The sequence below is a fragment of the Bradyrhizobium sp. NAS80.1 genome, assembly GCF_001908205.1.
Taxonomy (GTDB): domain Bacteria; phylum Pseudomonadota; class Alphaproteobacteria; order Rhizobiales; family Xanthobacteraceae; genus Bradyrhizobium.
In genome coordinates, this window is the sequence record NZ_LGHL01000065.1 from 44539 (window position 1) to 56897 (window position 12359).

Consider the following 12359-nt stretch of genomic DNA (forward strand, 5'->3'; position numbering starts at 1 on the left):
CAAGATGCGGCTGGAAGCGCCATTCGGTCTTTTGCAGCGGAAAATTCCGTAGGATCCAGTGGGGATAGCCAATGACGGCACTATCGCCGGTCTAGCTAATCAGCCGAACAAGGACGACCCGAGCAGGGCGAGGACGGCGAACGCCATCAGCGCGGTGCCGAGCCAGCCCAGCGCGATCAGCCATGAGCGAGCCCTGAAGCGGCCCATGATGGCGGCGCTCGAGACGATCAGCATCATCATCGCCATGAGGGGAACGGCGACGATGCCGTTGAGCACCGCGCTCCACACCAGCATGCGGATCGAGTCGATCCCGGTGAAGCCGAGACCGAAGCCGATGATGGTCGCTGCAGCGATGATAGTATAGAAGCCGACCGCCTTCTCGGGCTTGGCTTCCAGCGTAGCGCGCCAGCCGAAAATCTCCGCAACGCCGTAAGCCGCCGAGCCTGCCAGCACCGGGATCGCCAGGAGGCCGGTGCCGATGATGCCGAGCGCGAACAGCGCGAAGGTGAAGTCGCCGGCGAGCGGCCGCAGCGCTTCGGCGGCTTCCGTTGCCGAATTGATGTTGGTAACGCCATTTGCGTTCAGCACCGCCGCCGTGGTCAGGATGATGAAGAAGGCGATGCAATTGGAGAGCAGCATGCCGACGATGGTGTCGGCCCTGATGCGCGCGATTTCGGGATCGCCGCCGCTCTGAAGATCGCGCAGCGGCTTGTCGCGCTTGCCCTGGTTCATCTCCTCGACCTCCTGCGAGGCTTGCCAGAAGAACAGATAGGGGCTGATGGTGGTGCCGAGCACGGCGACGACCATCATGAAATAGTCGGCGCTGACATTCGCCGTCGGCCACACCGCGGCGAGCAGCGCCGTGCCCCAGGGGATTTCCACGGTGAAGGCGGTCGCGACATAGGCGAACAGCGTCAGCGTCAGGAATTTCAGCACCGGCGCGTAGCGGCGGTAGGGCAGGAAGACCTGGAGCAGGGTCGAGCCGGCGGCGAAGATCAGCGCATGCTCGTGGTTGAGCCCGCCGATCACCAGCGAGAGCGATTCCGCCATTGCGGCGATGTCGGCGGCGATGTTGAAGGTGTTGGCTACGACCAGCAGCGAGACCAGCGTCATCACGATCCAGCGCGGCCCGAGCTGCATGACGTTGGCGGCGAGGCCCTTGCCGGTGACCCGGCCGATCCGCGCGCTCACGAGTTGAATCGCGATCATGAACGGCAGGGTCAGAAACACCGTCCACAGCAGCCCGAAGTCGAATTGCGCGCCGGCCTGCGAATAGGTGGCGATGCCCGACGGATCGTCGTCCGCCGCGCCGGTGATGAGGCCGGGACCAAGCCGCTGCAGCAGCATCGGCCTGAACTTCGTCGGCGCGTCGGAGCGGTCGTGCTTGGCCGGGCGGTGTTGTGATCGGGTCGACAGGGCTGATCTTCCGGAATTGCGAATTTACGCTTCAATTGCGATCATCGCTGCAAAGTTCCATCGGCGGCGAGCGTCGCGCCGTCTGCTGAAGCGGCACGGTCCGTCATGCGTTTGGCACGTCGGGCAAAACACCAGTAGATTTCTACCATCACAGAACTCGTCGAGCCCGCACTGTCACCGGCCACGCACCGGTCGCGGGCTTTTCTTTTGCGGTTGCCTGGCTCCACCTTGAACGAGTCTCGCGCCCTTGGGCGGGCGCGTGAAGCCCTTGCATACAGCACGTTGAGATTGTAGGGAGCGGCATGAGCCTTTGCGTGCCGCCCACCAAAGTCGATGCGCTGAACGCGGAAGAGGCTGCCGTCCTCGACCGCGATGGCTATCTCCTGCTGCGGGGCGTCGTCCCCGCGGCGTGGCGCGATGCGCTGCGAGCCGCCTTCGATGCCGGCGTGGGGACCTTGGATCAATGGGCCGCCCCGCGCGGCGCCGGCTGGCGCCACGCCCTCGTCGATCTGGATCCGACAGTGCAGCGAACCTGCCGCCTGCCGCCGCTGCTGGCGGCGGCCGCGCAGATGCTGGGCGGTCCGTTCTTTCTCTGCCAGGTCGAGGGCCGCGAGCCGCTGCAGGGCGGCGGCCACCAGCCCCTGCATCGCGATGGCGCAGGCATGAAAGCCGTCGCCGCCCTGGTCTTCCTCGACGGCTTACGGGCCGGACAACGGCGCCACGCGTATCGTTCCGCGTCATCTCGACGGCGGCGAGCCGGACGAGACCCTGTCCCTGACGACGGCGGGCGAGGCGGGGGACATCCTGGTGTTCGACGCCGATCTGCCGCACGGTGCGACCTGCAATCACTCCGGCGCGCGGCGGCGCTCGCTGCTGCTGAGCTTCATGCAGGAAGGCAATCGCGCGAGCATGGAGGCCTGCCGCGCCATTCGCAACGTGCGCATGGACACCGGCGAGGTGTTCATCCCCTGAGAGACGTAGGACTTCATCGGCAGCAAGGAACGAGCAAGGCGGAGGGAAGTTTGTTCGCCAGGAGGAAACACCGATGAAAGCGACAGCTCTTGTTTTGGCCGTCCTGCTCGCCATCCCCGCCGGCAACGCCTCGGCCCATAGCGCCAAGCGACACCATCATGGCTGGTGGAATTCGATGAACATGATGCATGGCCCCGGCCGCACCGCCGCGCGAACCGATCCGAACGGGACGGCCAGGGGCCCGACGAGCGTCAGCGGTACCGGCCCGTCGAAGTTCGGCGGCCAGATTCCGGGATCGAGCGGCGCTAGCCGGCAGTAGGCCTGGCGGAAGCTTGAACGATGCCGCTCGGCCTCGAGTTGGGGCCGGGCTGTCGTCCTACTTGATGCTGACGAACATGCCCCAGGCGGCGGCGAGCGCCGCGCCGGAAAAGACGATCATCGGGTTTTCGCAGAACGAGCTGCCATAGGTGCACATGGTGACACCGAACGAGCCGATCTCGTGCTGGCTCGCGGAGTAGAACAGTCCCGACAGCACCAGCAATGCAGCGGCGACGTAGTACATCGGTCATCTCTCCGAAATTGTCCCGATTGCGTCTGCGCAAGGGGCATGTCCCAGCATGGCGCGAAGAGATTTCATTTCGCCAAATTGGCTTCGCTGCATTTTAGATAAAGTTTGACCCGTCGGGCAAAACACCGATCTGATGGCAGCAGGCGTCCCTCGCGAAAGCCGGTTTCGGGTCGCTAGAAGCGGACGAAACACTGGACGGCTTCTTTCTCTTTCGGCTGGCTATGTGCGACTGGCGGCGGTTAGAAGCAGAACAAGGGCGCGAGGTATGGGGACCAAGCGCCCTTGCACGCCCAATCGTCGGTTGCCCTGAGTGTGAGTTCTTGGGGATCGCGGGGCAACCCACGAACGCCGGCTACCGGGACGAATCACTACCTCATGCTGTTGTCATGATTGCGGCGCTTTTCGATTTTGGCACAAACTGCACATCACCGTGGTCCGATCGGGGAGTACTGTTCGACCGACGGGCGAAACACCGCGTGATGGTTGTTGTTCCTCACAGCGGTCCTCGTTCTGATGTTTTGACAGAACATGCGCGATCCGCATGCGGTTGCGACTATCGTTGATGTGTTGCGGCGGGCCTACGGCGACAGCCATGCACGCCTGCTTCTCCGCGATGGCATAAGCGTCGAGGCACTGATCGATGCGCTGCTGTCCGCCCCGCTGAGCGAACGTGATGTGGCGCGGCTGATAACCGTCGCGCTGGAGTCGGGCGACTTCGAGATGACGCCGGATTTCACCACGCGTCCTTCGCATCTGAAGTTTATCTACGATCCGCCAAACTCACTGCGGGTGGTCGACATCGTCATGCTGACGGAATCGCGCGCATTTTCGAGCGCCGATATCTGGCTGCGTCTGCGGGACGTCTAGCCCGCCGGGCCCTGCACGGAAGCGTTCACGTTCGGTCTCGAGGCCGCCACTGGCCGATGGAAGGTCATGGCGGCGGTCCTTCCCATGGCAGCTAGTGGACCCGATACGGACTTCAGCGGTCGGTCTCAGTCTCGGCAGTGTCCGTCCAGACTGCATTGAGCGCGAGTACGAAGACCGTTGCCCCACAGCCCAGAGTCCAGGTTGCGGCGACAGCTATCGGTCCAATCGTCGGTCGATGCGGAAACCCGGCGGCGTTGCTGACGAGCGCGACGACGACGAGCATCGAGACTGAGACGATTGGCATCCAGCGAGCGCACGGCACCGGGCCCGCCATGATGGCAGCGCGACGCATTGGATAGGTCGCGCCGAAGCAGAGGAATACCGTTGCAATGATTGCGCTTGAGATACGCCAAACCGCGGTCTCAGTCAGGCCGCAAAGTGCCAACAATGGAGGCAACATGCAGAATGCCGCCGAGAAGAGTCCAGACTCCAGGTACAATCGGGTCAGAACAAGGTGGAAGCCCGATATATCGTGTCCAGTCGTTTGACGCAGGACGATGACGATTGCGCAGAAGCCGGCAAATGTCATTGCCAGAGTCGCAAGCGTGTACAGATATGCCGATCCAAGTAGTTCCATCGTTTCCACTCCCCGTCTCAAATTAGGATCGCGAAGGCAAACCGCTTGATGGGGGAGATCTCAGATGAAGACCAAGACGCCGCAACAGACGGTCACCTTCAAGGCTTCACCACGCCAAGTGTACGACATGCTGATGGTTTCGAGGAAGCATCAGTCGTTGTCGGGGCAGCCCGCAAAAATCGGCCGCAACGTCGGCGGAAATTTACAGCCTGGGATTCGCACACCTCGGCGCTGCTCCAGCATGCCCGCCTCACTCGAAGTTCACGCGGCATCAAGCACTGCTTCGTGTCGAGTATAGTTTCTAGAAGCTGCTTGCGAAACGTCTGCTTGGGCCCTTGGCGGACGCCGCGTCGATTCCGCTCGATCACTGCTTCTGATCCGAGCTGTGGGTGGGGGCAGTCGTGCTCGGCACGATGGGATTTGGCGTGGGAGCGCTTCTTGCCGCGCGGGTGAGAGCCATGCCGGGTTTGGCAGATTGCCAGAGCCTCTTGCGTCTGTTGATCGCAAGGGGAGATCCGAAAGCGATCCCGCTCGCGGAAGGCGCCATCGATCAATATCTGAACATCACGCCGGTCAGCGCCCGCGGGCGCGGCCTGCGCGTGCTCCAGCGCGATGCGCTCGACCAGCACATTGCCGCGGTCGGCGTGCAGCGCTCGTTCGCCGAGACGGTGGACGCCTACATCGCGCGGAAGCTTGCGGAAGAGTGACGTGCGCGTCCTCGCCCCGGCTGTAATCCAGTTCACAAGGCCGATCCTGCTGGTGCCGCTAGGTTCGCGCGCCCCTCAGGCGCACGCTGGAGCTGCCGATGATGACTGCACTTGCAAAGGCAATGTCCCGCGCAACGGGAGCCAACGTTGAGGTCGAAACGCTTAAAGTGCTGGTGACCTTCTCGGGGGCGGGCCTGCTGCTCTGCCTCGTGGCCGCGATGATCTACGCAACATATCTCGGCGTTGCGCTGGACTGACTTCCGCTCGGCGAGCTGCTGCGCATCTGCTGGCGCTCCGCTGTTTACTCCTTCTCGCCCGCTGAACCGGACGATGGCGACGAGGCCATGCGACGCGATCAGTCCGGGAGTTTCAGGTGCAGGAATTGATTGAAGGCGCTCGGCTCGTAATCGGCGAAGGCCTCCCCGTTCACGAATCCATACTTGCGGTAGAGCGCCAGCGCCGGTTCGAACGCCGGGCCGCTTCCGGTCTCGAGGCTCAGCCGGGTCAGCCGGCGCGCTTTGGCCTCGCGGGCGATGTGGTCCAGCAGCAGCACCGCGACGCCCCGGCGCAGATGATCGGGATGAGTCCGCATCGACTTCACCTCGGCGCTGCCGTCGCCCAGCTCCTTCAGCGCGCCGATGCCGATCACCTCAAGGCCGTCGCGCACCGACCAGACCGTGACGCCTGGGGCTTTCAGCCCGGAGAGGTCGAGCGCGAATACGCTGCCGGGCGGCGAGTTCGCGCGCATGCCGGCGAGGTGCACTGCGAGGAGGCGGCGGGTCGGCTCGCCGGTGAGGTCGTCGACGTGGATTTCGAACATGGGCTGGCTAGGGCTCATTGAAGCCGCTCGGGAATAATCTTGTGGCCATTTGACGAGCCCACTAAGGAGAAAATTTAAGCCCACATCTTATGCTGCGGTGTTTGTGATCTATCCGCTCGGATACGCGGTCCACGAATGCATGCACCTTGGTGTAGGCTCGCAACGCTCGTCGGTCGTCATACAGTTTGCATACATGCATCACTTGACTGCGATATTCACCGTTGAAGCCACTTAGATCGGCCAGTGCCCCACTGTAAAAGGACAAAGCGTCGTCTTTAGCCTTGCCTGCTTTGGCTTTGTATGTGGGCCGTCGTAATCGCATTGAAATTCATCATGCGAACTTTTTCCCAATGCAACTCACCGTCGCACCACGGGTATGCGAAGTACTCCGTAGATGACCAGACCTGACACGTTTTTTTGCTATCTTGACTCATTGTTCATGTTTTGTTCTTATTCGTCATCTTCGAATGGAGATGGCTATGGACAACCGCATCAGTGAAATCCGCAGAATAATCAGAGCCTTACGCGTGAGTATGCTGGAGGCGGAGGCCATCATGCGCGAGCAGATCAACCGGGATGAGGACTGCGTCTTCGTGGCGGAGGAGGTCATGAAGATGCGCTCCGTCATGAGCCATCTTGCCCAGGAACGGACGACGCTTGGAGACACGGATCCCATCCTCGTCAAAAGCTTCTTCGTTCAGCGCCGGCTTTCGGCACAGAAGCCGGAAGCCCGGCCGCTCAAGCTCGTCGGGAGGCTCTGATCGTGAAGGAGAGGCCGAAATGGTTTTCCGACAGCAACGATCACCCCGAGTTCATCAAGGCGTTGGACAAGGCGAGACGGCTCTCTTGTCATGAGGGCTGGTGTCGAGCGCACATCGAGGCCATCCAGGTTGCGATCGATCAATACGCCGAAGCTGCCTATGGCAATCGGGAGTTCTTCCTGAACAAGCCGCACAGCGTCGGTTAGCGAACCGATGGCGCCGTAGGAACTTTCAGCTTCAACCTCGAATTTGCTACGTGGCCGGTCTACCGTCGATTGACCGGCCTGAAATGACGGCTCCGGCGCGCCGAGCCCCCCGTCTCGCGCCGGGGCCGTTTCCGCTATTCAATGTTTGATTGAGTTTGACTCGTCGGGCAACACACCGGCATGATGGCATCGTCGAAAGAGTTCGGTTCAGCCCGCGTGGAGCAATCCGCCGCGGGCTTTTGATTTTCGCCTTTGCGTCCAACCTGCAACTACGCCGCGTCAGCCTGCCCGAACCATTTGGTCAGCGCCTCCATAAGTCCGCGCTGGCTCGCGTCTCCGACCCAAGCCACGTGCCCATCTGGCCGCACAAGCACGGCTTCGGGCGCCGCGACGTGCCCGATGGCCGGAAGCTCCCACGGGCCGTCGTAATCGGCGTCGATGCATCTGACACGATCCGCCCAGGGCGCGATGTTGACGCGGCCGGGCTTGCCGAAATTGAGCAGCAAACCTCGCGCACCGTGCAGCAATGTGAATAGCCTTTCGGGGCGGCCCTCGACCGTCAGGTCGAGATCGGGCATGCGGCGTCCAAGCAGCTGATGTCCTTCGCCAAGATCGTATTGAATGTCGAGCCCGGACATCATTGCGCCAAAGCCCTTGCGTGGCTCGTCCATGCCGAGCAGTTCGGAGACGACGTCACGCGCGGCCTTGAGGCCGTCGTCGGCACGGCGGAGCAGGGCGATCTGCGCCATGGTGTTGCGCAGCACGCGCGCTGCGACGGGATGGCGCTCGGCGTGGTAGGTGTCGAGCAGGCTGTCGGGCGAAATGCCCTTGACCACCAGCGCCAGCTTCCAGCCGAGATTGACGGCGTCCTGCACGCCGGTGTTGAGGCCTTGCCCGCCCACGGAGTGATGGACATGCGCAGCGTCGCCGGCGAGCAGCACGCGCCCGGCGCGATAGGACGCAGCCTGCAGGCTGACGTCGGTGAAACGGGAGATGAAGGACGGGGTGTGGAGTCCATAGTCTGTGCCGTACACGGCGATGAGCGCGTCGCTGAGATCGCGCAGCGTAGTTTCGCCGGTACGGTCGAGTGTCCGCTCCGTCACGAGGACCCGCACGCGTCCGTTCTCCGATTTGCTGAGGCCATGAAAGCCGAGTGCGTCGTGACGCAGACCCCATGCGGGCTCCCCGGTCATCTCGACCTCGGCCATGAGGTTGCTGAGCGTGGGATCGGAGCCGGCAAAGTCGATGCCGGCGGTCTTACGCACCAGGCTGCGACCGCCGTCGCAGCCGACGAGGTAATTTGCCCGCAACGTCTTGCCGCCGGACACCGCGACGTCGATGCCGGTGTCGTCCTGAACGAAGCCCGTCACCTCGGACTTGCGATAGACCGGCACCGCGAGCTCCTCGACCCAGGCGGCCAGGATGCGCTCGATGTGGCCTTGCCACAGCGCGAGCCCGTAATTATGCCGGGTGGGCAGATCGCTGATGTCGAGCCTGGTCCAGGCAAAGCCGGCGAGCTGGGCAATCTGCCCTTCTCGCAGGAAACGATCCGCGACGCCGCGCTGATCGAGGATCTCGATGGTACGCGCATGTAATCCGCCGGCGCGCGTGCCGACGAGCTCCTGGTTGGCGCGTCGCTCGACAATCGCGACGTCGACATGCGCAAGAGCCAGCTCCGCGGCCAGCATCAGGCCGCTGGGCCCGCCGCCGGCAATGACGACCTCATGGTCGGTGGCTGCCGCGCGTTCTGCGCTCGCCCGGTCGCGCGACCGGGACGTGGGAACCAATACTGGCATGTGATGACCTCTCGACTTATTGCTTTGGTTGGTTTCCTGGGCCGAGGGTTCTACGCGATGGTCGGGGACTTGAAGCAAGCCCGGTGCACGCCACATATCAAGCTGGGAAGAAGGACTTCTTCTCTAGCGTTCGACGAAGTTTGACACGTCGGGCAAAACACTGGCAGAATGGCATCATCGAAACGAGTTTGGTTCAGCCCGCGCGGAACGGTCCGCGGCGGGCTTTTTCATTTCAACGCCGGATCGGAGTCGGCCTCGAGAGGGCGCTCGGCCGGGTTCATCTCTGTCCATGAAGGATCGCGCGAGCAGCGGTAATACATCAGCCAGGCATCTGGAATGTCGACACGCCGCACGCGGATCTCCGTCTCCGACACAACCTTGAACTTCGGGTCGCCCGCGATCGGCGTATTGGGAATCCAGGGCTTGCTGCCGCAGCCAGTGGGATAGCAGAACGTGACCGAGAACTGGCTTGCTTCGGCGCGCGAGACCTTCAGGCCGTAGGCCTTCGCGCAGTCGCGCTTCCACGCGCCGGAGAAATCCGGAGAGGATTCTTCGGCAACCGCCGGGCGGATCGTGATCATCAGTGAAAGCAGGATACCAAAGAACTTCATCGGCGAACTCCTGACGCGGCTCCGATTCCGGGATGACGTGCCTTGCGCACGGTTGATGCCGCGATCGGAAGCTATGCTAAGGCAATATGCCCTTTGCTAGCGTGATCGCCGGCACATTGCGATCACGGTGATGAGCGATCCCGTTGCAAACTTGGTTTGACACGTCGGGCAAAACACCGGCAGAATGACATCATCGAGACGAGTTTGGTTCACCCGCGCGGAGAGCATCCGCCGCGGGTTTTTTTCGTTCTCGATTCCAGAATCGGACGGTGGCCGCGCATCCGGCCATGCACTCGCTGAACATGGAGCGCCGATCGGCGCGCAGCAGTCCGAACCATTGATGGCCGTGCACGCGCGAACGTGCCTCGCGGCGCGAGCCCGTTGCTCGCGCCGCTGCGGTCTCCGAGAACGGAGATAGGGTTCGCGCCCGAAACGATCGCGCTTTGTCACGCGATTTGCCGCGTATTTTCTTTTTCGTGGAGAGTCGATGACCACCTATCTGATATCGCTCGCGCTCGCGGGCCTGGTTGCAATCGTGCTGTGCGAGACGTCTTCTTTAGCGGGGAGATCAATCTCGTGGTCTCTTTCTACTTCGCCAAGCGCAGTTCTGAGAGTGTAGCAAGGATCACCAAGCGATGAAAATTCAAGACGACGATGTTCGAGCGATCGTCGCCGAGACGCTGGCCGAGCAGCACAGGATTCAGCAGGAGAGCGTCGACGGCATCGTATTGAAGGCGGTGGCATCAGTGCTCGCCTCGTTTGGGATTGAAGACGACGACCGGAAAGAGCTTCGAGCGGACTTCCTGCACTTGCGGAGGTGGCGAAAGAGCGTGGAGCAGGCGCAGAGCTACACCTTCAAGGCCGTGATTACGGTGATCGCCACCGGCTTGATGGTGGCCGTTTGGCTAGGCGTCAAGGTCGTGCTGGGTAAGTGAGCTTCTCATGGCGGCGACGCCGCAACGCGCCCGATCAAGATCGTTCCTCGCCAATGAGCCGTTGCATGTACAGAATTCGTATCGTCGATGCATCTGATGATGACGTCGCCGACAACTTGGCCGATCTGCACCAGCTGACGTTCTTCGATGCCGCGGCTATGCCGCAGTTCGACTTTGGAGCGCGGTGGCTAGCCTATAACGGCAATAACGCGGTCGCGTTTGCGGGTGTTGTGCCGTCGACGCATGCGCGGAACAGCGGGTACTTTTCAAGGGTCGGGGTCTTGCAGCGGCATTGGGGGCAGGGACTGCAACTCAGGCTGATGCGGGCGGTCGAGGCGCGGGGGCGGCGTATTGGATGGGACAGCATTGTCTCCGGCACGACGGACAATCCGGTGGTTGTAAATTTCATCCTGGCGGGCTATCGGCTCAACCAACCCGAGGTACCCTGGGCTTGGTCGCATGGCTATATTGGCGAAGGTCCCTTCGCTGAGCAATGCGAGCAGGTTTCCCGTGATGCGGAACGTGACTTTCGCAAATTAGAACGGCGCGCGAGACGTGGCGCAGCTTCAGAAGCCCCAGAACGCTCAACGGCCCGGCACCTTGATGGCTGCCGGGTCGTTTTTCCATTTCAGGTGAGGTTCGTGAAGCACTTGCGAAGTTGGCGGTGCCGGGCTTTAAGTTTGCTCCTGCAGGAAATTCGGCGACCATAAGCCGATGTAAGGGAGCGCTGTCGATGTCCACCAAGCCTCAATTGCCGGAACGTTCGTCGCGGGCGACGGGAAGGCCGACTGCACTCGATGGTCTTCTCGTCGTCGACTTTACGCGCGTCGTGGCGGGGCCAGCCTGCACGCAGACCCTTGCCGATTTTGGCGCGCGCGTCATCAAGATCGAAAATCCGGACGGTGGCGACGACACGCGCGCCTATGAGCATGCCGAAATCGGCGGCGAAAGCGCGGCCTATCTCAGCCTGAACCGCAACAAGCGAGGCATTGCTCTCGACCTTGCCGTGCCGGAGGCCCGCGAGATCGCGCTGGATCTGATCCGTAAGGCGGATGTGGTCGTGGAAAATTTTTCGAGCGGGGTCATGAAGAAATTCGGCCTCGACTATGAGGCTGTCGCGCCTCTCAACCCGCGTCTGGTCTATTGCTCGATCTCCGCTTATGGACGGACCGGCCCGTTCGCCTCGCGCCCCGGCTTCGACCCCATCACCCAGGCAGAAAGCGGCTTCATGTCGCTCAACGGGTTTGCCGATGGCCCGGCGGTTCGTACCGGCCCACCCATCGTGGACATGGCGACAGGGATGTCTGCCTGCAACGCCATCCTGCTGGCGCTATTGGCGCGGGATCGGCTCGGCCGCGGACAGCATGTCGAAGTCGCCCTGTTCGACATCGCCATGGCGATGACCGGCTTCTACGGCATGGCCTATCTGATCAACGGCGAGAACCCTGGCCGGTTCGGCAATTCGCCGAGCGGGTCTCCCACGGTCGGCGTCTATGAGGCCTCCGATGGGCCGCTTTACATGGCCTGCGCGAACGACCGGCTCTATCGCCGGCTGGTGGTCGAGGTGCTGAACCGGCCCGACCTGATCGCCGATCCGCAGTTCGCCACGCGCAAGGCGCGCTCCGAGAACAAGGAACTCTTGCGTGCGGCCATCGCGGAGGTCTTCGCGAGCGATACCCTCGAGAACTGGATGGCGAAGATGAAGCTGGCCAATATTCCAGTCGGTTATCTCCGGACGGTCGAGGAGGGCTTCAACGCGCCGGAGGCGCGTCAGCGCCACCGCCTGAGCAGGATTCCGCATCCTACGGCGGACTGGGTCCCCAATATCGAGACCCCGATTACCATGAGCCTGACCGGCGCGATTGATCCCGTTGCCGCACCTCTGCTCGGCGAGCATACCGAGAATGTCTTACGCGACACACTTGGTTACGACGAGCGTCAGATCACGGAGCTTGCCCAAAAGGGAGTCTTTGGATCAGGCAAGCCTTCGCCGGCTTGAACCGGAGAGGTTGATTCCGCGGCACCAAGCATGGCGCAGCTTGCGGATCGCCGCTTCGCGATGC

General features: G+C 62.3%; 16 protein-coding genes and 1 pseudogene. 10 read left to right on the forward strand and 7 right to left on the reverse strand.

The annotated features are described in order from the left end of the window. Window positions 1-99: 99 nt before the first annotated feature. Complete coding sequence (locus AC629_RS16705) at window positions 100-1347, reverse strand: NRAMP family divalent metal transporter (RefSeq protein ID WP_084805996.1); 1248 nt, start codon at window positions 1345-1347, stop codon at window positions 100-102. A gap of 110 nt (window positions 1348-1457) precedes the next feature. Beyond that, complete coding sequence (locus tag AC629_RS48725; RefSeq protein WP_245331889.1) at window positions 1458-2063, reverse strand: hypothetical protein; 606 nt, start codon at window positions 2061-2063, stop codon at window positions 1458-1460. 160 nt (window positions 2064-2223) lie between these two features. On the opposite strand from AC629_RS48725, the gene AC629_RS48730 reads away from it, so the two are divergent. Further along, window positions 2224-2388 carry a hypothetical protein gene (locus AC629_RS48730; protein WP_245331890.1) on the forward strand — a complete coding sequence of 55 codons (165 nt, stop codon included), beginning with the start codon at window positions 2224-2226 and terminating at the stop codon, window positions 2386-2388. Between the two features lie 73 nt (window positions 2389-2461). Then, window positions 2462-2707: a hypothetical protein gene (locus AC629_RS16715; protein ID WP_084805998.1), complete on the forward strand. Its 246-nt coding sequence runs from the start codon at window positions 2462-2464 to the stop codon at window positions 2705-2707. A 57-nt stretch (window positions 2708-2764) separates the two neighbouring features. Here AC629_RS16715 and AC629_RS16720 read toward each other — a convergent pair whose 3' ends face one another. Continuing rightward, on the reverse strand, window positions 2765-2950 hold the full coding sequence (locus tag AC629_RS16720; RefSeq protein ID WP_074117245.1) for a hypothetical protein: 186 nt from the start codon (window positions 2948-2950) through the stop codon (window positions 2765-2767). A 534-nt stretch (window positions 2951-3484) separates the two neighbouring features. Between AC629_RS16720 and AC629_RS16725 the strand changes: the two genes are divergently transcribed. Beyond that, window positions 3485-3823: a hypothetical protein gene (locus tag AC629_RS16725; protein WP_084806000.1), complete on the forward strand. Its 339-nt coding sequence runs from the start codon at window positions 3485-3487 to the stop codon at window positions 3821-3823. A 112-nt stretch (window positions 3824-3935) separates the two neighbouring features. Here AC629_RS16725 and AC629_RS16730 read toward each other — a convergent pair whose 3' ends face one another. After that, complete coding sequence (locus AC629_RS16730; RefSeq protein ID WP_084806002.1) at window positions 3936-4460, reverse strand: hypothetical protein; 525 nt, start codon at window positions 4458-4460, stop codon at window positions 3936-3938. Between the two features lie 458 nt (window positions 4461-4918). Here AC629_RS16730 and AC629_RS16735 point away from each other — a divergent pair, with 458 nt between their 5' ends. Together AC629_RS16735 and AC629_RS46870 are read left to right on the forward strand one after the other, a co-directional pair. Then, complete coding sequence (locus AC629_RS16735; protein ID WP_084806072.1) at window positions 4919-5167, forward strand: hypothetical protein; 249 nt, start codon at window positions 4919-4921, stop codon at window positions 5165-5167. Window positions 5168-5265: 98 nt separating this feature from the next. Continuing rightward, entirely contained in the window at window positions 5266-5424 is a 159-nt protein-coding gene (locus tag AC629_RS46870) for a hypothetical protein (RefSeq protein WP_168195508.1), read from the forward strand. A gap of 98 nt (window positions 5425-5522) precedes the next feature. On the opposite strand, the gene AC629_RS16740 is transcribed toward AC629_RS46870, so the two are convergent. Continuing rightward, window positions 5523-5987, reverse strand: coding sequence for a GNAT family N-acetyltransferase (locus AC629_RS16740; protein WP_084806004.1), 465 nt, complete (start codon window positions 5985-5987; stop codon window positions 5523-5525). 479 nt (window positions 5988-6466) lie between these two features. Here AC629_RS16740 and AC629_RS16745 point away from each other — a divergent pair, with 479 nt between their 5' ends. Together AC629_RS16745 and AC629_RS16750 are read left to right on the forward strand one after the other, a co-directional pair. Further along, complete coding sequence (locus AC629_RS16745) at window positions 6467-6748, forward strand: hypothetical protein (protein ID WP_084806074.1); 282 nt, start codon at window positions 6467-6469, stop codon at window positions 6746-6748. Beyond that, window positions 6748-6954 carry a hypothetical protein gene (locus AC629_RS16750; RefSeq protein ID WP_143199181.1) on the forward strand — a complete coding sequence of 69 codons (207 nt, stop codon included), beginning with the start codon at window positions 6748-6750 and terminating at the stop codon, window positions 6952-6954. The genes AC629_RS16745 and AC629_RS16750 overlap by 1 nt, the downstream gene beginning before the upstream one ends. Before the next feature lie 269 nt (window positions 6955-7223). Here AC629_RS16750 and AC629_RS16755 read toward each other — a convergent pair whose 3' ends face one another. Both AC629_RS16755 and AC629_RS16760 read right to left on the reverse strand, forming a co-directional pair. Continuing rightward, window positions 7224-8750, reverse strand: coding sequence for an FAD-dependent monooxygenase (locus AC629_RS16755; protein ID WP_084806008.1), 1527 nt, complete (start codon window positions 8748-8750; stop codon window positions 7224-7226). 227 nt (window positions 8751-8977) lie between these two features. After that, the gene (locus AC629_RS16760) at window positions 8978-9361 is read right to left on the reverse strand and encodes a hypothetical protein (protein ID WP_084806009.1); all 384 of its coding nucleotides are present in this window, start codon (window positions 9359-9361) and stop codon (window positions 8978-8980) included. 635 nt (window positions 9362-9996) lie between these two features. On the opposite strand from AC629_RS16760, the gene AC629_RS16765 reads away from it, so the two are divergent. The 3 genes and pseudogenes from AC629_RS16765 (at window position 9997) to AC629_RS16775 (ending at window position 12295) form a co-directional block, all read left to right on the forward strand. Next, entirely contained in the window at window positions 9997-10296 is a 300-nt protein-coding gene (locus tag AC629_RS16765) for a hypothetical protein (protein WP_084806011.1), read from the forward strand. 65 nt (window positions 10297-10361) lie between these two features. Then, a pseudogene (locus AC629_RS16770) lies at window positions 10362-10786 on the forward strand (GNAT family N-acetyltransferase). Window positions 10787-11029: 243 nt separating this feature from the next. Next, a complete protein-coding gene (locus tag AC629_RS16775) occupies window positions 11030-12295 on the forward strand; it encodes a CaiB/BaiF CoA transferase family protein (protein ID WP_084806013.1) in 1266 nt (421 codons plus the stop codon). The last annotated feature ends 64 nt before the right edge of the window (window positions 12296-12359 follow it).